Below are 18,369 nucleotides of genomic sequence, written 5' to 3' on the forward strand. Positions count from 1 at the left end.
AGGCCGACGGTCAGGCCTTGCTGTTCAACAGCGAGGATTTCGCCGAAGGGCGCGATGCCTTCCTGGCCAAGCGCAGGCCGGTATTCAGGGGACGCTGAAACCTTACCGCAGGTTGTCGCCCGATCGGCTCTGGGGGGCCGGTTGTCGCTAGGGAAGTGTGCGCGCCATCTACCCGGCCGGCTTTCTGGCCGGCTTGCGGGCTGCGGGCGCCGCTCCTAGACTGCGCCCGCATCAAATAACCGCGCCGCTTTTGTGAATGGGAGGAAGCGCATGCAGGGCCTGATCCAGGACCGTCCGTTGCTGATTTCGTCGCTGATCGAATATGCCGCGTTGTATCACGGCGATACCGAGATCGTGACGCGCACCGTTGAAGGCCCAATCCATCGCTACGGCTACCGCCAGTTATGCGACCGCTCGAAGCAGTTGGCCAATGCGCTGACCAAGCTAGGCGTCAAGATGGGCGACCGCATCGGCACCCTGGCCTGGAATACCTACCGCCACATGGAGCTGTATTACGGCGTGTCTGGCATGGGCGCGGTGCTGCACACCATCAACCCGCGGCTGTTTCCCGAACAGATCGATTACATCGCCAATCACGCGGAAGACCAGTACCTATTCTTCGACCTGACCTTCGCGCCGCTGGTGGAAAAGCTGGCACCGCAACTGAAGACCGTGAAGGGTTTCGTGCTGATGACCGACCGGGCGCATGTGCCGGCCGATTGCAAGATTCCGAACCTGATCGTTTATGAGGAACTGATCGGCAAGGAGAGCGCCGACTTCGCCTGGCCGGAATTCGACGAGAAGACCGCCTCGTCGCTGTGCTACACCTCCGGCACCACCGGCAATCCGAAAGGTGTGCTGTATGCCCACCGCTCGACGCTGCTGCACAGCTTCTGCGTCTGCAGCCGTGATGGGCTCGGCCTGTCCTCCTATGACAGCGCGCTAGTGATCGTGCCGCTGTTCCATGCCAATGCCTGGGGCGTGCCGTATGGCGCGGCAATGTGCGGCGCCAAGCTGGTGTTGCCCGGTCCGGCGCTGGACGGCAAGAGCGTCTACGAGCTGCTGCGCGACGAGAAATGCAACTTCTCGCTTGGCGTGCCGACCGTCTGGCTTGCCTTCTTCCAGCATGTCGACGCCAATCCTAACCTCGATACGAAGAAGGACATCCTGCTGGAGCGCGTGGTGATCGGCGGCTCGGCGGCGCCGCGCGCCATGATCGAGCGCTTTGCACGGCAGTTCAATTCCTATGTCATCCACGCCTGGGGCATGACCGAGATGTCGCCTTTGGGCACCACCGGCAACCTGCTGCCCAAGCATATGAAGCTGCCCGAGGATAAACGCATCGACGTGCAGCAGAAGCAGGGTCGTGTTGTCTACGGCGTCGAGATCAAGATCACGGACGACGAGAGCAAGGAACTGCCGCGCGACGGCAAGGCCTTTGGTGACGTGAAGGTGCGCGGACCGTGGATCACGGCGGGTTATTTCAAGGGCGAGGGCGGCAACGTGCTCGACAAGGACGGCTGGTTCACCACCGGCGACGTCGCGACGCTGGACCCGGACGGTTATATGCAGATCACCGACAGATCAAAGGACGTGATCAAGTCGGGCGGCGAGTGGATTTCCTCGATTGACCTGGAGAATGCCGCGGTCGGCCATCCGGCCGTGCAGGAAGCCGCGGTGATCGGCGTGGCGCATGCCAAATGGCAGGAACGCCCACTGCTGCTGGTGATCAAGAAGGCCGGCCAGGACACCACCCGGGATGAACTGATGGCCTTCCTGGAGGACAAGGTGGCCAAGTGGTGGTTGCCGGACGATATCGTGTTCGTCACTGAGCTGCCGCATACCGCCACCGGCAAGCTGCTCAAGACCAAGCTGCGCGAGCAGTTCAAGGATCACAAGCTGCCGACGCCGGGGGCTTGATGCCGCCTCAGGGCAGCCGATAGATCGGTGCTACTCAGGGCGGGCCGTCAGCAACGGCCCGCCCTTTTTCTGTACCGTCCAACGCATGGTGAGCGTATGACAGGTTCCTGGAAGGCTGAGCGCCAGACGCGATGCCTTACCCCAGCCTGTACATCGCGCCCTCATCCGCCGCATCGCCGCTTTCCACTCGCACGCGACCATCGCCCACCATGTGGATCAGGTGCGCCAGCATGGAACGCGCGGCGGCGAAATGGAGATAGGACGGAACGTCGGCATACATTGTCCGCACCATCTGCGGGATGGTCTGCGGGCCTGACTTCAGGCAATCCATGATCTGGTGCTCACGGCCTTCGCGATGACGGATCAACGCGCGCACGAAATCCTGCGGGCTGTGCGCGATGGTTTCGTGGTCGATCGGCGCGCCATGAGTCGGATAGTAACGGCGTTCGTCGCGCGGCAGCAGTTTGCGCAGCGATGCATAGTAATCCGTCATGCTGCCATCGGGCGGCGAGATCACCGTGGTCGACCAGCCCATCACATGATCGCCGGTGAACAACGCCTGTTCTTCCGCCAGCGCGAAGCAGAGATGGTTCGAGATATGCCCGGGCGTGTGCAAGGCGGTGAGCGTCCAGCCATCACCGGCCAGCGCGTCGCCATCCGTCATTGTCTCGTCAGGCCGGAAATCGTGATCGCCGCCTTCCTCTACCGCCGGGCCGCCCTTCGGCAGCGGATGCGGGCCGAAGGCAAAGCTGGGTGCGCCGGTGCGGCGCTGCAATTCAGCCGTACCGGGTGAATGATCGCGATGGGTATGAGTGACTAGGATATGCGTGACGGTTTCGTTGCGCAGTGCATGGGCCAGGGCATCAATGTGGGCGGGATCATTCGGCCCAGGATCGATCACCGCAACCCGGCCGCGGCCGACGATGTAGGTGCCGGTGCCGTGGAAGGTGAAAGCGGAGGGGTTGCGGGCCACCACCCGGCGCACGAGCGGACTGAGTTCGGCGACCGCGCCGTAACTGAAATCCAGAGACTTGATAAAGGGGACTGACATATCAGCAATCTCGCAAAAATTGACGTTACGTCAAGTGATTAGCATTCAGCCGAGCGTGAATCCGATTGACCGTACCCGCATTGCTTCCTTAATGTGCCACCTCGCTAGGGCGGCACCAAGAATCGCCGGCAATAAAATTCTGGGAGGACGGCAAGCTGTCTGAGATTGTCCAGTTGCTGCTGAACGGGTTGGCGGCAGGCTGTATCTACGGCCTGATCGCGCTCGGTTTCGTGCTGATCTACAAAGCCACCGAAATGGTGAACTTCGCCCAGGGCGACCTGATGATGCTGGGTGCCTTCGTGGCATTCACGCTGATCGAGGGCATGGGCTTCAATTACTGGCTCGCCTTCATCGGGGCGATCCTGGTCATGGCGGTATTTGGCTACCTGCTGGATACCGTGGTCCTGCGTCAGGTAATCGGCCAGCCGCAATTCTCCGTGGTCATGCTCACCATCGGACTGGGCTTTATCTTCCGCGCCGCCGCTTCGATGATCTGGGGCACTGAGACGCGGGCGTTCGCCACGCCGTTCACCGACGGCGTCACCAGGGCCGGCGGTTTCGTGATCGCCGATGTCAATGTCTCGATCGTGGCCGGCACAGCCATCCTATGCGGCGCGCTCTATGCCTTCTTCCGCTACACCCGTATCGGCGTGGCCATGCAGGCCGCTTCGCAGAACCAGCTTGCCGCCTATTACATGGGCATTCCGGTCAAGATGGTGTTCTCGCTGATCTGGGCGATTTCAGCCGGCGTCGCCGCCGTGGCCGGCATCCTGCTGGCGCCGGTAGCGCTGATCGACGTCACCATCGGCTTGCTTGGCCTGAAGGCTTTTGCTGCCGCCGTGCTCGGTGGCTTCGGATCGATCCCCGGCGCGGTGATCGGCGGCCTGGTGATTGGCGTGATCGAGCAGTTCTCCGGCATATACCTGCCGGAAGGCTTCAAGGATGTGGCTGCCTATGTGGTGATCCTGGCCGTGCTATTCCTGCGTCCGCAGGGGTTGTTCGGCAATATCGGTCGCAAGCGGGTGTAGGGGTCTTATCGCATGCGCTTCTTCTTCAAGACCGACTACAACCAGGATATCAACCTGTTCCGCGACAATGTGGACCGGTTCTGGTACGGCCTGCTGCTTCTTCTGCTGCTGGCGGCGCCCTTCGTGCTGGAGGATTTCTGGCTCGGCGAGATTTCCTACGTCTTCATCCTCTCCATCGTCGGCATTGGCCTGATGCTGCTGACCGGCTATACTGGCCAGGTTTCACTCGGCCATGCCGCCTTCCTTGGCATCGGCGCCTATACCCATGCGGTGCTGCTTGGCCTGGGCGTGCCTTTCGTGATCTCGGTGTCTGCCGCCACGATCCTCTCGGCGGTGATCGGTGCCATCATCGGCTTCCCGGCCCTGCGGCTGACTGGCATTTATCTGTCGATCGCCACGCTGGCATTTGCCTTCATAATCGAGCAGATCCTGATCCGCTGGGAAGGCGTGACCGGCGGCTTCAAGGGTTTCCCGGTCGACCGGCCGGAATTCTTCGGTATCAGCATCAATGACGACCGCTTTTTCTATTACCTCACCATGGGTGCGGTGATCCTGGCGGTCGTGGTGGCGCTCAACCTGCTGCGTTCGCCGACTGGGCGCGCCTTCATCGCCATCCGCGATTCCGAGGTCGCCGCCCAGTCCATGGGCGTCAATCTGGCCGCCTATAAGACCTTGGCTTTCGCGGTTTCGGCCGGCTTCACTGGCTTTGGCGGCACGCTGTTCGCGCACAAGATCGGCTATCTGGCGCCCGACGCCTTCAATATCCTGCTCTCCATCCAGTTGTTGCTGATGGTAGTGGTGGGCGGTCTGGGCTCGATCCACGGCGCCATTTTTGGGGCGATTTTCGTTGGCTCGCTGCCACAGCTGATCGCCATCCTGCGCGACTACCTGCCCGACACGATCGCCCGCCAGCCGGGACTGGAGCCGGGCCTGTTCGGTGTTATCCTGGTCTTTTTCATCCTGTTCGAGCCGCTTGGCCTCTATGGCCGCTGGCTCAAGATCAAGCTCTATTTCTCGCTTTTCCCGCTCTACAAGAAGGCAACCTTCAAGCGGCAGAAGACCTACACCAAGTCGGAGCGCTTCCGGTGACGCTGTTTCAGGCAGACAACATCGCCATCAATTTCGGCGGCATCAAGGCGGTCGACGGCGTCAGCTTCGCCATCGAAAAGGGCCAGGTTTTCACCATCATCGGCCCGAATGGCGCCGGCAAGACTACGGTGTTCAACCTGATCAGCCGCATCTATGACCCCACCGAGGGCCGGCTGCGCTTCGAGGGACAGGATATAACCGAGGTGCCGCCGCACCAGATCGCGGCTCTGGGCATCGCCCGCACCTTCCAGAATATCGAGCTGTTCGAGCATGCCACGGTGCTGCAGAATCTGCTGCTCGGCCGGCATGCACATCGCGGCGGCAATCCGCTGGCCGACCTGCTGTTCCTGCCCGGCGTGCGCCAGCGTGAGCTGGCGCATCGCGAGAAGGCCGAGCATGTGATCGATTTCCTCGATTTGCAGCATTACCGCGACACCATGATCGTCAACCTGCCCTATGGCGCGCGCAAGGTGGTGGAACTGGCCCGGGCGCTGTGCAGCGAGCCCAAGCTGCTGCTGCTCGACGAACCGTCCTCGGGTCTGAATACCGAGGAGACCGAGGACATGGCCTGGTGGATCCAGGACATCAAGAATGACCTCGGCATCACCGTATTGATGGTCGAGCACGATATGGGCCTGGTCAACGAGGTGTCGGATCGCGTGTTGGCGCTCAATTACGGCCGCGTCCTGGCGCTCGGCACGCCGCAGGAAGTGCAGAGCCATCCCGAAGTCATCAAAGCCTATCTGGGGGGCTGAGCGGATGAGCGATATTATCCTCAAGCTCAGCAATATCGAGACCTTCTACGGTCCGATCATGGCGATCCGTGGTGTCAGCCTGGAAGTGCCGCGCGGCGCCATCGTTACCGTGCTGGGCGCCAATGGTGCCGGCAAGACCACGATCCTGAAGACGATCTCCGGCGTGATGGACCCGCAGAAGGGCAGCATCATCTTCGAGGGTAAAGAAATCCAGAAAATGGATCCCGACAAGGTGATGCGGCTTGGCATCGGCCATGTGCCCGAGGGCCGCGAAACCTTCCCGTTCCTGACGGTGAAGGAAAACCTGATGATGGGTGCCTATACGCGTCGCGACGCCGACGACATCGCCGCCGACATGGAGATGGTTTACCGTTACTTCCCGCGCCTGAAGGAGCGTGAGAACCAGCCGGCCGGTTCGATGTCGGGTGGTGAACAGCAGATGCTGGCGATCGGCCGCGCCCTGATGGGGCGGCCCAAATTGCTGCTGCTGGACGAGCCCTCGCTCGGCCTGTCGCCCAAGCTGGTGAAGGAGATATTCGAAATCATCGTGCGCATCAACGCCGAGCAAAAGACCACCATCCTGCTGGTGGAGCAGAATGCCAATGTGGCGCTGCATGCCGCCCATTATGGCTATGTGCTGGAAGTCGGCCGCATCGTGATGGCCGATACCTGCGAGAAATTGCTCGAGAAGGAAGACATCAAGGAATTCTATCTCGGCATGAAGGAAGAAGGCGTGCGCGGCAAGCGCCGCTGGAAGAAACGCAAGACCTGGCGCTAACCCAGGAACCGCCTGGGCATTACGCCGGTTCGGGAGGACCGCCATGGCAAAAACACAGATAAGCAAGGCAGTCGACAGCAAAACCGGGATCGAGGTGGATGCCGACATCCTGGAGATCATGCAGCGCGACACGCTGCCGCGCTATTTCTGGCGCAAGGTTGCCGAGCGCGGCGACAAGGTGGCGATGCGCGAGAAGAATCTCGGCGTCTGGGGCTCGATCTCGTGGCGGCAATATGGCGAGAACGTCAAGCATGCCGGGCTGGGCCTGGCCGCGCTGGGCGTCAAGCGCGGCGACGTGGTGTCGATCATCTCCGAAGGTAACCCGCAATGGCTCTATGCCGATCTCGGCACCCAGGGCATCGGCGGTGTCACCAACGGCATCTACACCACGGATTCCGCCAAGCAGGTCGAATACATCATCAATGACAGCAGCACGGTGGTCTATATCGCCGAGAACGAGGAGCAGCTCGACAAGGTTCTGGAAGTCCGCGAGCGTTGCCCGAGCCTGAAGAAGGTGGTTGTCATCGACATGGAGGGCCTGTCGGATTTCCAGGATCCGATGGTGCTCAGTTTCGACGACCTGCTGGCGCAGGGCAGCAATTTCGAGAAAGCCAATCGTGGCTACTGGGACGAACAGCTCAAGCTCGGCAAGCCGGACGACCTCGCCATCCTGATCTACACCTCGGGCACCACCGGCGCACCTAAGGGCGCCATGATCAGTCATCGCAACCTGCTGTTCCAGATGGAGAATGCCGGGCGGCTGCTGGAGCAGATGGAGGAAGACGAGCAGCTCAGCTTCCTGCCGCTCTGCCACATTGCTGAACGCGGCTTCTCTCTGCTCTGGCCGATCCGATCCGGATCGACGGTGAATTTCGCCGAAAGCCCGGAGACCGTGCCGCAGAATCTACAGGAGGTGCAGCCAACGGTGTTTTTCGCCGTGCCACGCCTGTGGGAGAAATTTTATTCTGGCATCGCCATCCGCATGAAGGATGCGACCGGCTTCGGCAAGCTGGCCTACAAACTGGCGATTGGCATCGGCTACCGCATCGCCGAGGCCAAGCTGGAAGGGCAGGAACCATCGCTCGGTCTGAAAGTCGCCTTCTGGTTCGCCGATCAGCTAGTGCTGCGCAATATCAAGCGCATCATCGGCATCGACCGCTGCAAATGGCTGGTCACCGGTGCCGCTCCGATCTCGCCCGACCTGATCAAATGGTATCTGGCGCTGGGCAAGGACATGCGCGAAGTCTACGGCCAGACCGAGAATGTTGGCCTCGCCACCTCGCCGCCCGAAGGCCGCGTCAAGCTGGGCAGCATCGGCCAGGCAGTGCCCAACACCCAGGTCAAGATCAGCCCGGAAGGCGAAATCCTGCTGAAGGGCCCACATGTCTTCATGGGCTACCTCAACAACCCAAGCAAGACGGCAGAGACCATCGTGGATGGCTGGCTGCATACCGGCGATGTCGGCACCGTCGACAACGAAGGCTGGTACCGTATCACCGACCGGATGAAGGACATCATCATCACCGCCGGCGGCAAGAACATCACGCCGTCGGAAATCGAGAATCAACTGAAATTCAGCCCGTATATCTCGGATGCTGTTGTGATCGGCGACCGCCGTAAATTCCTCACCTGCCTGATCATGATCGATCACGACAATGTGGTGAAATACGCCCAGGACCTGAACGTGCCGTTCACCAACTTCGCCTCGCTGTGCCGCGCCAAGGAGGTGCAGGAACTGATCTGGCAGGAGATCGAGAAGGTCAATAAGAATTTCGCCCGAGTCGAGACAATCAAGAAATTCCGCCTGATCGACCAGCAACTGACCGCGGAGGATGACGAATTGACGCCGACCATGAAGCTGAAGCGCAAATTCGTGAACGAAAAATACAAGGCCATGATTGACGAGATGTACGCTGGAGCGTGATCTTGCCGGCGAACGGATATCTGGAGGAGGAAACGGGAATATGCGTATTAAGTCAGTAACTGTGACTGCGGCGTTGTTTGCTATTGCCGCAGTTGCCGGAAGTGTCCAGGCGCAGACTGTGCGTGGCGTGACCAAGTCGGAAATTCTGATCGGCATGCATACCGATCTCAGTGGCGTGGCGGCTTCCTATGGCGTCAGTTCATCGAACGCCATGCGGCTGCAGTTTGACAAGATCAATGCCGAAGGCGGCATTCATGGCCGTAAAATCCGCCTGATCGTCGAGGACAGCCAGTATCAGGTGCCGCGCGCGGTGCAGGCGGCCAACAAGCTGATCAACCGCGACAAGATATTCATCATGGCTGCCGCGCTCGGCACACCAATGAACAACGCGGTGTTTCCTGACCAGTTCAAGGCCGGCATCCCGAATATCAATCCGGTGACGGCGGCCCGTTCGATGGTCGAGCCGCACCATCCGCTGAAGTTCCAGACCATTTCCAGCTACTACGACCACACCCGCGCCAGTATCAAGTATGTGATGGAGAAGAACGGCCGCAAGAAGCTGTGCACGCTCTATCAGGATACGGATTTCGGCAAGGAAATCCTGGAGGCGGTACAGGACCAGGCCAAGGCGATGAATATCCCGGTGGCCGAGGCGACCACCAACAAGCCGGCGGATTCCGACTTCACGGCGCAGATCACCAAGCTGCGTGCGGCGGGCTGCGATATCGTGGCGTTGGGCGCCATCGTGCGCGATGCCATCCTGTCTTATGGTACCGCCCGCAAGATGGGCTGGACCGACGTTGATTTCGTGTCGCAGTCGGCCAGCTTCGACCAGATCGTCGCTTCGGCGCCAGGCGGCGCCACTGAGGGTCTCTATGTCGGCGCCGGCACGGTGATGCCGTATCGCGACACCGCGGACGCCACCGTGGCGGCCTGGTGGGATTCCTACAAGGCCAAATACGGTAACGACCCGAATATCGGTGCCGTCTACGGCACCAACACGGCGATGCTGATCATCACCGCGCTGGAAAAGGCCGGAAAGGACCTGACCACCGAGAAATTTCTGCAGGCCATGGAAGGCATCACCGGTTACCGCGACATTTTCGGTGGCCCAGTGATCAATTTTGGGCCGCAGAAGCATCTTGGCACCAATGAGGTGCTGCTCTATCAGGTCCGGAAGGGCCGCTTCGTGCAGATTGCCGGCCCGCTCAAATACTAAGCACGGCGAAAATACGAGCAAAAGGCGACGCCCGCGGCCTGTGCCGCGGGCGTTTCTTTTTTGCAGTGCAGCGGCAGGTTGGTCGCGCCGGCATTTTGATAAATTTCCTATGCCGCTCCGGTACATCCGGGCTAGTCTTGTCAGGCAAATAATAAACTTCACGGGGAGAACGTAATGCGTAGGGTAGAAGTGCTCGGAGTCGCTGCGGCGACTGCCATTGCGGTGCTGGCCACCGGTTCGGTCGAGGCCCAGGCCGTACGCGGTGTGACCAAGTCGGAAATCATCATCGGCATGCACACCGATCTGAGCGGTCCGGCCGCCTCATATGGCGTCAGCTCGTCCAATGCCATGCGGCTCAAATTCGAATCGCTCAATGCCCAGGGCGGCATTCATGGTCGTAAGATTCGCCTGATCGTCGAAGATCATCAGTATCAGGTGCCGCGCGCGGTGCAGGCGGCTAACAAGCTGATCAACCGCGACAAGATTTTCCTGATGGCTGGTGCGCTCGGCACGCCGCATAACAATGCGGTATTCCCTGAGCAGTTCAAGGCCGGTGTGCCCAACCTGGCGCCGCTGACCGCAGCCCGCTCAATGAGCGAGCCGTTCCATCCGCTCAAGTTCCAGACTTTCTCGAGCTATTACGATCACATTCGTGCCGGCATCAAATACCTGGTCGAGAAGAACGGCCGGAAGAAGCTGTGCTCACTCTATCAGGATACGGATTTCGGCAAGGAAATCCTGGAAGCGGTGAAGGATCAGGCCAAGGCGATGAACATGCCGGTGGTCGAGACCGCAACCAACACGCCGATTGCCACCGACTTCACCGCGCAGATCGCCAAGTTGCGTGCGGCCGGCTGTGATCTGGTGGCCATGGGGTCCATCGTGCGCGATGCCATCGTGCCCTATGCCACGGCGCGCAAGATGGGCTGGACCGACGTTGATTTCGTGGCGCAGTCGGCCAGCTTCGACCAGATCGTCGCTTCGGCGCCGGGTGGATCGACCGAGGGCCTTTATGTCGGCGCCGGTACGGTGATGCCGTATCGTGATACAGCGAATGCCACCGTGGCGACTTGGTGGGATGGCTACAAGGCCAAATATGGCACCGATCCGAATATTGGCGCCGTCTATGGCCATAACATCGCCGACCTGATCATTACTGCGCTGGATCGTGCCGGTAAGGACGTGACGACCGAGAAGTTCGTCAAAGGACTGGAAAGCATCAGCGGCTACCGCGATATCTTTGGTGGCCCGGTGATCGGCTTTGGCCCGCAGAAGCATCAGGGCACCACCGAGGTTCTGTTCTTCCAGATCCAGAAGGGCCGCTTTGTGCAGATTGCCGGTCCGCTCAAATACTGAGCCCGCCATTCTAAAACAGTGGAAGAGACGCCCGCGGCTTGGCCGCGGGCGTTTTTTTGCGTTGCAGCAGGTAGGTCAGTGCAGTTGACGTAACGTAAATTTCCGCTGCGGTACCCGGGTTTGCCAGCTACTATTTGCCGGCAAAACAAAAACACCCATGGGAGGTCCGCATGCGTAGGGTAGAAGTGCTCGGGGTCGCTGCGGCGGCCATTGCCATTGCATTCGCCGCCGGCGCGATGGCGCAGTCAACCAAGGTGCGCGGAGTCAGCAAGACCGAAATCGTCGTCGGCATGCACACCGACCTGAGTGGTGTGGCGGCATCCTACGGCGTCAATTCGGCCAATGCGATGCGCCTGCGTATTGATGAGGTCAACGCACAGGGTGGTATCTACGGTCGCAAGATCCGCCTGATCGTCGAGGATAACCAGTATCAGGTGCCGCGCGCGGTGCAGGCCGCCAACAAGCTGATCAACCGCGATAACATCTTCATCATGGCCGGTGCGCTCGGCACGCCGATGAACAACGCGGTGCTGCCTGATCAACTAAAAGCCGGAGTCCCCAATTTCTTTCCCATCACCGCGGCACGGCAGATGTATCTGCCATTTCACCGCCTGAAATTCTCCGGCGGCTCAACCTATTACGACCAGATCCGGGCCGGCATCAAATGGATGGTGGCCAACAAGGGCAGCAAACGGATTTGCACGCTTTACCAGGATACCGATTTCGGCAAGGAGATTCTGGAAGCCGTGCAGGACCAGACCAAGGCGATGAACATGCCGCTGGTTGACACGGCCACCAACAAGCCGGCCGATACCGATTTCACGGCGCAGATTTCCAAGCTGCGGGCCTCGAACTGCGACCTCGTGGTAATGGGCACCATCATCCGTGATGCCATCGTGCCATACGGCACGGCGCGCAAGATGGGCTGGAACGTCAACTTTCTTGGTCAATCGGCGAATTATGACCAGATCGTCGCCGGTGCGCCGGGTGGCGCCACCGAGGGCCTCTACACCATGGCCGGCACTATCCTGCCCTATCGCGACACGGCGAACCCGACGGTGGTGGCCTGGATGGACCGTTACAAGGCGAAATATGGCAATGATCCCAATATCGGCGCTGTCTACGGTCATGCCCTGATGGATCAGCTGATCTTTGCGTTGGAACGGGCCGGCAAGGACCTCACCACCGACAAGCTGATCACCGCGATGGAAAGCATCAAGGGCTATCGTGACATCTTCGGCGGCCCCGTCGTGAGCTATGGCCCCGACAAGCGCCAGGGATCGAGCGAGAGTTTTCTGTTCCAGGTGCAGAAAGGCCGTTTCGTGCTGATCGAAGGCCCGGTCAGTTACGGCAGCTGAACAGTCTTGCAGGTTGAGGTGCTGCAGCCGGCTTTGGCCGGCTGCAGCTTTTTTTATCCATCACCGTGCTGCGACGGCAGGTGCATTCGCCGGTTCGGCATGGCACAACAGGGTTCGGTTTTCCTGCTCCCAGATTTGCATGTCTGTTCTGCCGACACCTGCTGCCATGCCCCCAGCCTCGCGCGGCATTGGCTATATGATCCTTGCCGTGTCGCTGTTCGGCTGCATGGATGCGCTAGTGAAATGGCTCACCACCGGCTATCCGGTGCTGCAGATCATGTTCTTCCGCAGCCTCTGCGCCTTCATCCCGATCCTGTGGATGGTATCGCGCGGCCCGGGTGGTTTTGCCGTATTGCGCACGCGCCGGCTCGGCGCCCATGCGTTGCGCTCGGGCTTCGGTCTGGCCGCGATGTTCGGATTCTTCTCGGCTTATCAGCTGATGCCGCTGGCCGATGTCACCGCGATTTCGTTCTCCGGCCCGATCTTCATCGCCTGCCTGTCGGTCTGGCTGCTGGGCGAGAGCGTCGGGCTCCATCGCTGGTCGGCCATCGTGGTCGGTTTTATAGGCATGCTGGTGATCGTGCGCCCCGGCCCCGGCATGGTGCAGAGCGGTGCCCTCATTGTGGTGGCGGCAACCATGCTCTATGCGCTGGCGATGATCCAGATACGCAAGCTCAGCAGCACCGAGCCCTCGACAGCCATCGCCTTCTATTTTACGGCCTTCTGCGTCATCGTCACCGGCCTGGTCTTGCCCTTCGTCTGGGTCACGCCGGCCTGGCGTGACCTGCCGCTGTTGATCGGCGTCGGCATCTTCGGCGGCACCGCGCAACTGTTCATGACGCGGGCATACAGTCTTGCGCCGGCGGCGGCAGTGGCGCCGTTCGATTACACCCATCTGCTGTGGTCGGTACTGTTTGGCTGGTATGTCTGGGGTGATTTCCCCGACCTGCAGACTTGGCTCGGCTGCACCATCGTAGTAGCGAGCGGGCTCTACATTCTCTGGCGCGAAACGATGAAGCGCGCGCCTGTGCCGCCGCTGGTGACGGAATGATCCACCCGCATCACGTGGACGGCGAGGGCAGGGAGCTGATTTTCGGGAAAGACGCGCGCTGGTCGGAGTGAGAGGATTCGAACCTCCGGCCCCTAGCTCCCGAAGCTAGTGCTCTACCAGGCTGAGCTACACTCCGACACCGGCGCGGGCGCCTGTATAGCGCCTGGGCGACCGCCCCGCAAGCGGCCCGGCTGCTGAATCCCAGATCAATCCCCAGAAATCGGCCGCTGGCCGATTGCCTGTCCAATCAGGGGCTTAGAGGGCCCGTTCGATGGCGAAGTCGATAGCCTCGGCCAGCGCGTCGCGCATGGTGCTGGGGACGAACAGATCGAGGGCCTGATGGGCCTTCTGGCCGTAATGGCGGGCGCGGGCCAGGGTTTCCTCGATGGTGCCGTGTCGCTGAATGCAGCGCAGGGCCTGAGGCCAGTCTTCCGCCGTTTGCTGCTCCGGCTGCTCGATGGTGCGGCGCCAGAATTCGCGCTCCGCCGTGCTGCCCTTGTTGAAGGCTAAAACGATCGGCAGGGTGACCTTGCCTTCCTTGAAATCGTCGCCGGTATTCTTGCCCAGCGTCGTGCCGTCAGAAGCGTAGTCCAGAGCATCGTCGACCAGCTGGAAGGCAATGCCGAGATAACGGCCATAATCGTCCAGCGCCTGGGCTTCGGCCTCCGGCCGGCCGGCGATCACCGCGCCGACCCGGCAGGCGGCGGCGAACAGCGCCGCGGTCTTGGATTCGATCACCTTGAGGTAATCCGCCTCCGAGGAATCCATGTCATTGGCGGTCATCAGCTGCAGCACCTCGCCCTCGGCGATCACCGCCGAGGCATTGGCCAGGATGCGCAGCACTTCCAGCGAACCGGTCTCGACCATCAGCTGGAAGGCGCGGCTGAACAGGAAATCGCCGACCAGCACGGAGGGCTGGTTGCCCCACAAGACATTGGCGGTGGCGCTGCCGCGGCGGCGGTCGCTTTCGTCCACCACATCGTCATGCAGCAGGGTGGCGGTGTGGATGAATTCGACGCAGGTGGCCAACAGTACATGCCTGTCGCCGCCGTAGCCGCACAGCCTGGCCGCGCCCAGCGTCAGCAGCGGGCGGATGCGCTTGCCGCCCGAGGCGATCAGGTGGCTGGCCAGTTCCGGGATCAGGCTGACATCGCTGGCCATACGGGCGATGATCTCGCGGTTCACCGCGGCCATGTCGTCGGCGACCAGGACGCGCAGCGGCTCAATGCTGGGCGCGGATTTGGTGGCCGGCCGGCTGTCGAACTGGGGTTTTGATGCCGTCTGCATCGCGCGGAAAAGGCCCATGATTGTGTTAAGTAGTCTGGCTGGAGCATAGTGGGATGCTCAAACCGGTCAAGCGCCGCCCTTTTCTAAGTTGTTGTTCCCGATCATATGCTTGATGGCAATCATACCCGCGACGCCCTGCTGGGCGGCTTGGTCCAGCTGGAGCAGCCGCGCAAGGGCCAGCGTGCCAGCGCTGATGCCGTGATGCTGGCAGCCGCCGTGCCGGCCCGGCCCGGCCAGCAGGTGCTGGAACTGGGCTGCGGCAGCGGCGTGGGCATGCTCTGCCTGGCGGCACGGGTGCCGACGGCGAAGGTCGACGGTGTCGAGTTGCAGCCCGATCTGGTTGCGCTCTGCGCACGGAACATCGCTGCCAACCGAATGGAGGAACGCCTGCGTGTGGCGGCCGGAGATATCCGTCGGCGCGTGAGCGGGATTGCGCCCAACAGTTACGATCACGTCTTCGCCAATCCACCTTATTTTGACAGCCAGCGGCACCGCGCGTCGCCGCATGCCGGTCGGGCCGCCGCCCGGTCCGAGATGGAGGATGCCGATCTCGACCACTGGATTGCTGCCATGCTGAGGCATGCCAGGCCTGGCGGCGGCCTGACCTTGATCCACAAGGCCGACCGCCTGCCGGACCTGCTGGCGGCGTTGAGCCCGAAAGCCGGGGCGATTCGGGTGATTCCGCTCTGGTCCAAGCCGGGCCAGCCGGCCAAACGGGTGATCTTGCGGGCGATCAAGGGCAGCAAGGCGCCACTCATTTTCGACCCCGGCGTGCTGCTGCACCGGCCGGATGGCAGCTATTTCCCCGAGGTGGATGCCGTGCTGCGGCAAGGGGCGGCCTTTCCGGCCTGAAACCCGGTCTGGACACCTGGTCTGAGCCGGCGGCCTTGCGGCTTTGGCTTGCAGGCTTCAGTATATTAACCAACCAGTGCGGCGATGCCCCGCCGCCTGATCCAGCCCCGCTCCGATTCCCAGCCCCTGATGCTCAAATTTCTCCTGCTGATTCTGGTGATTGCCGCTGTCTGGTACGGCTTTCGTTACGTCAACAAACCCAAGCCGCCAGTGGCGCCGCCGGCTCCGCCGCCCCGGGTGAAATCGCCGCCGGGGCAAGCCGAAGATCTGGCGGCCTGCCCGATTTGTGGCGCCTATGTTGCTCCCGGAACGGCAAAATCCTGCGGCCGCGCCGACTGCCCCTATCCGGGATCCCAAGCCTAGCCTTTTGGCCCAGGCTTTTGGGCTTAAGTCCGGGGCCTCAATGGCTTGACCCCATGGCGGGCGGTGGTTAAGGTCCGCCCGTTTTTCGGTCACCCCCAAACGCACGCGAAGGCGAGAGAGCGCAAAGGATCCTGCGATGACGCCCACCGGAATCGCCGCGGCTTCGTCGTTCCAGGACCTGATTCTCACGCTGCAGACCTATTGGGCGCGTCAGGGCTGCCTGCTGCTGCAGCCCTATGACATGGAAGTGGGCGCCGGCACCTTCCATCCGGCCACCACCCTGCGCGCGCTCGGCCCTGAGCCGTGGAATGCCGCCTATGTCCAGCCCTCGCGCCGGCCCAAGGACGGCCGTTACGGCGACAATCCGAACCGCCTGCAGCACTACTACCAATTCCAGGTGATCCTGAAACCCAGCCCAGCCAACGTGCTCGACCTCTATCTCGGCTCGCTGGCGGCGCTCGGCATCGATTCCAGGCGGCACGATATCCGTTTCGTCGAGGATGACTGGGAAAGCCCGACGCTGGGCGCCTGGGGCCTAGGCTGGGAAGTCTGGTGCGACGGCATGGAAGTGACGCAGTTCACCTATTTCCAGCAGGTCGGCGGCTTCGATTGTGATCCGGTTGCGGCCGAGATCACCTATGGCCTGGAACGCCTGGCCATGTATGTGCAAGGCAAGGACAATGTCTACGACCTGGATTTCAACGGCCGCGGCGTGAAATACGGCGAGGTGTTCCACCAGGCCGAACGCGAATTCTCGGCCTATAATTTCGAACATGCCGATACCGAGCAGCTGTTCCGCCGTTTCGTCGACGTGGAAAAGGAATGTCATGCGCTGATCGCTCAAGGCCTGGCCCTGCCGGCCTATGACCAGTGCATGAAAGCCAGTCACACCTTCAATCTGCTGGATGCGCGCGGCGTGATCAGCGTGACCGAGCGCGCCGCCTATATCGGCCGCGTGCGCGCGCTGGCCAAGGCCTGCTGCGCCCAGTGGCTGACATCGCGCGGCCACAACATGCTTGAAGGCGCCTGAGATGCTGGGCGAACTTCTCCTGGAATTGCATTCGGAAGAAATTCCCGCGCGCATGCAGCAGCGCGCCGCCGAGGATCTGACGCGTCTGGTGGACGAGGCCTTGAAAAAAGCCGCGCTGAATGTCGAAAGCATCACCGCCTATGTCACGCCGCGCCGGCTGGCGCTGGTGGTGAAAGGCCTGCCGCGCATGCAGGCCGATGTGCGTGAGGAGAAGAAGGGGCCGCGCGTCGGTTCGCCCGATGCCGCCGTGCAGGGTTTTCTGCGTGGCGCTGGCCTGACCTCGCTGGACCAGTGCGAGAAACGCGATACCGGCAAGGGTGAATTCTGGTTCGCCGTGATCGAAAAGCCGGGCGAGGCCACCGGGGAAGCGTTGCTCCGTATCCTGCCTGACGCCCTGGCGCAGTTGCCCTGGCCGAAATCGATGCGCTGGGGGGATCATGCCCTGCGCTGGGTGCGGCCTCTGCATTCGATGATCTGCCTGTTCGAGGGCGAGGTCGTGCCGTTCAAATTCGGCCATCTCACTGCCGGTGACACCACCAGCGGCCACCGCTTCCAGGCACCCGAGCGTTTTGCCGTGCGCGATGCCGCCGATTACCTGCGCCGTTTGCGCCAGGCCTATGTCGAACCGGATTTTGCCGCCCGCCGCGCCGCCGTGCTGAAGGATGCCGGCTTTGCCGCGGGCAATGAAGGCCTGCTGCTGGTTGAGGATGCCGGCCTGGCCGATGAGGTGACCGGGCTGGTCGAACAGCCGGTGGTGTTGCTGGGCCGTATCCCGCAACAATTCATGGATGTTCCCCGCGAGGTGCTGACCACCACGATGCGGGCGCATCAGAAGTATTTCGCGCTCAACACCAGGGATGGTCAGTTGGCGCCGCGGTTCGTGATCGTCGCCAATACCCTGACCGATGATGGTGGCAAGCAGGTGATCGCCGGCAATGAGCGCGTGCTGACCGCGCGCCTGTCGGATGCAAAATTCTTCTGGGACCAGGACCGTAAGCAGAGTCTGGAAAGCCGCCTGCCGGCGCTGAAGGACATCGTTTTTCATGCCAAACTTGGCTCCGTGGCGCAGAAAGTCGACCGCGTTGAGCGGCTGGCCTACGAGATCGCTGCCGCCCTGCATGCCGATGCCAAGCAGGCGCGCCGCGCCGCCAAGCTGGCCAAGGCCGACCTGGTCACCGGGCTGGTCGGCGAATTCCCCGAACTGCAGGGCATCATGGGCCGCTATTACGCGCTGCATGATGGCGAGGACGCGGCGGTGGCCGAGGCGATCGCGCAGCATTATTCGCCGCAGGGCCCGAATGACCGCTG

Annotated in this window: 16 protein-coding genes and 1 tRNA gene; 14 read left to right on the forward strand and 3 right to left on the reverse strand. The window is 61.7% G+C overall.

Going from position 1 to position 18,369, the window contains the following annotated elements; genetic code table 11:
• Positions 1–270 precede the first annotated feature (270 nt).
• On the forward strand, positions 271–1,920 hold the full coding sequence (locus tag Q1J79_RS04405) for a 3-(methylthio)propionyl-CoA ligase (protein ID WP_300297052.1): 1,650 nt from the start codon (positions 271–273) through the stop codon (positions 1,918–1,920).
• A 136-nt stretch (positions 1,921–2,056) separates the two neighbouring features.
• Here Q1J79_RS04405 and Q1J79_RS04410 read toward each other — a convergent pair whose 3' ends face one another.
• Positions 2,057–2,971, reverse strand: coding sequence for an MBL fold metallo-hydrolase (locus tag Q1J79_RS04410; protein WP_300297055.1), 915 nt, complete (start codon positions 2,969–2,971; stop codon positions 2,057–2,059).
• Between the two features lie 173 nt (positions 2,972–3,144).
• Here Q1J79_RS04410 and Q1J79_RS04415 point away from each other — a divergent pair, with 173 nt between their 5' ends.
• From Q1J79_RS04415 to Q1J79_RS04455, 9 genes are all read left to right on the forward strand, one after another.
• On the forward strand, positions 3,145–3,999 hold the full coding sequence (locus Q1J79_RS04415; protein WP_300297058.1) for a branched-chain amino acid ABC transporter permease: 855 nt from the start codon (positions 3,145–3,147) through the stop codon (positions 3,997–3,999).
• A gap of 12 nt (positions 4,000–4,011) precedes the next feature.
• Positions 4,012–5,088, forward strand: coding sequence for a branched-chain amino acid ABC transporter permease (locus Q1J79_RS04420; RefSeq protein ID WP_300297060.1), 1,077 nt, complete (start codon positions 4,012–4,014; stop codon positions 5,086–5,088).
• On the forward strand, positions 5,085–5,843 hold the full coding sequence (locus Q1J79_RS04425; protein ID WP_300297063.1) for an ABC transporter ATP-binding protein: 759 nt from the start codon (positions 5,085–5,087) through the stop codon (positions 5,841–5,843). Before Q1J79_RS04420 ends, Q1J79_RS04425 begins: the two co-directional genes overlap by 4 nt.
• 16 nt (positions 5,844–5,859) lie before the next feature.
• A complete protein-coding gene (locus Q1J79_RS04430) occupies positions 5,860–6,621 on the forward strand; it encodes an ABC transporter ATP-binding protein (RefSeq protein ID WP_367182956.1) in 762 nt (253 codons plus the stop codon).
• 43 nt (positions 6,622–6,664) lie between these two features.
• The gene (locus Q1J79_RS04435) at positions 6,665–8,545 is read left to right on the forward strand and encodes a long-chain fatty acid--CoA ligase (RefSeq protein ID WP_300297069.1); all 1,881 of its coding nucleotides are present in this window, start codon (positions 6,665–6,667) and stop codon (positions 8,543–8,545) included.
• A gap of 40 nt (positions 8,546–8,585) precedes the next feature.
• Positions 8,586–9,764, forward strand: a complete 1,179-nt coding sequence (locus tag Q1J79_RS04440) for an ABC transporter substrate-binding protein (protein WP_300297071.1) — start codon at positions 8,586–8,588, stop codon at positions 9,762–9,764.
• Positions 9,765–9,938: 174 nt separating this feature from the next.
• A complete protein-coding gene (locus tag Q1J79_RS04445) occupies positions 9,939–11,120 on the forward strand; it encodes an ABC transporter substrate-binding protein (RefSeq protein ID WP_300297074.1) in 1,182 nt (393 codons plus the stop codon).
• 170 nt (positions 11,121–11,290) lie between these two features.
• Entirely contained in the window at positions 11,291–12,478 is a 1,188-nt protein-coding gene (locus Q1J79_RS04450; protein WP_300297077.1) for an ABC transporter substrate-binding protein, read from the forward strand.
• Positions 12,479–12,617: 139 nt separating this feature from the next.
• Positions 12,618–13,529 (forward strand): DMT family transporter, encoded by a 912-nt coding sequence (locus Q1J79_RS04455; protein ID WP_300297081.1) that lies wholly within the window; start codon positions 12,618–12,620, stop codon positions 13,527–13,529.
• 59 nt (positions 13,530–13,588) lie between these two features.
• On the opposite strand, the gene Q1J79_RS04460 is transcribed toward Q1J79_RS04455, so the two are convergent.
• Positions 13,589–13,665: transfer RNA gene (locus tag Q1J79_RS04460), tRNA-Pro, on the reverse strand.
• A gap of 119 nt (positions 13,666–13,784) precedes the next feature.
• Positions 13,785–14,834: a polyprenyl synthetase family protein gene (locus tag Q1J79_RS04465; protein ID WP_300297084.1), complete on the reverse strand. Its 1,050-nt coding sequence runs from the start codon at positions 14,832–14,834 to the stop codon at positions 13,785–13,787.
• 87 nt (positions 14,835–14,921) lie between these two features.
• On the opposite strand from Q1J79_RS04465, the gene Q1J79_RS04470 reads away from it, so the two are divergent.
• The 4 genes from Q1J79_RS04470 to glyS all read left to right on the forward strand — a co-directional run.
• Positions 14,922–15,668, forward strand: a complete 747-nt coding sequence (locus Q1J79_RS04470; protein ID WP_300297087.1) for a methyltransferase — start codon at positions 14,922–14,924, stop codon at positions 15,666–15,668.
• Positions 15,669–15,752: 84 nt separating this feature from the next.
• A complete protein-coding gene (locus tag Q1J79_RS04475) occupies positions 15,753–16,031 on the forward strand; it encodes a hypothetical protein (protein WP_300297090.1) in 279 nt (92 codons plus the stop codon).
• A 151-nt stretch (positions 16,032–16,182) separates the two neighbouring features.
• The gene (locus Q1J79_RS04480; RefSeq protein WP_300297122.1) at positions 16,183–17,061 is read left to right on the forward strand and encodes a glycine--tRNA ligase subunit alpha; all 879 of its coding nucleotides are present in this window, start codon (positions 16,183–16,185) and stop codon (positions 17,059–17,061) included.
• Between the two features lie 4 nt (positions 17,062–17,065).
• Positions 17,066–18,369: glycine--tRNA ligase subunit beta (glyS, locus tag Q1J79_RS04485; protein WP_300297093.1), on the forward strand; the 1,304-nt coding region annotated here is incomplete at its 3' end.

The organism is Ferrovibrio sp., from assembly GCF_029255545.1.
Lineage (GTDB): Bacteria > Pseudomonadota > Alphaproteobacteria > Ferrovibrionales > Ferrovibrionaceae > Ferrovibrio.

Coding starts and splice junctions, on each gene's coding strand:
- Q1J79_RS04475 (WP_300297090.1), top strand. CDS start 15,753: ATGCCCCGCCGCCTGATCCAGCCCCGCTCCGATTCCCAGCCCCTGATG.
- Q1J79_RS04450 (WP_300297077.1), top strand. CDS start 11,291: ATGCGTAGGGTAGAAGTGCTCGGGGTCGCTGCGGCGGCCATTGCCATT.
- Q1J79_RS04410 (WP_300297055.1), bottom strand. CDS start 2,971: ATGTCAGTCCCCTTTATCAAGTCTCTGGATTTCAGTTACGGCGCGGTC.
- Q1J79_RS04435 (WP_300297069.1), top strand. CDS start 6,665: ATGGCAAAAACACAGATAAGCAAGGCAGTCGACAGCAAAACCGGGATC.
- Q1J79_RS04405 (WP_300297052.1), top strand. CDS start 271: ATGCAGGGCCTGATCCAGGACCGTCCGTTGCTGATTTCGTCGCTGATC.
- Q1J79_RS04455 (WP_300297081.1), top strand. CDS start 12,618: ATGTCTGTTCTGCCGACACCTGCTGCCATGCCCCCAGCCTCGCGCGGC.
- Q1J79_RS04420 (WP_300297060.1), top strand. CDS start 4,012: ATGCGCTTCTTCTTCAAGACCGACTACAACCAGGATATCAACCTGTTC.
- Q1J79_RS04440 (WP_300297071.1), top strand. CDS start 8,586: ATGCGTATTAAGTCAGTAACTGTGACTGCGGCGTTGTTTGCTATTGCC.
- Q1J79_RS04445 (WP_300297074.1), top strand. CDS start 9,939: ATGCGTAGGGTAGAAGTGCTCGGAGTCGCTGCGGCGACTGCCATTGCG.
- Q1J79_RS04470 (WP_300297087.1), top strand. CDS start 14,922: ATGCTTGATGGCAATCATACCCGCGACGCCCTGCTGGGCGGCTTGGTC.
- Q1J79_RS04465 (WP_300297084.1), bottom strand. CDS start 14,834: ATGGGCCTTTTCCGCGCGATGCAGACGGCATCAAAACCCCAGTTCGAC.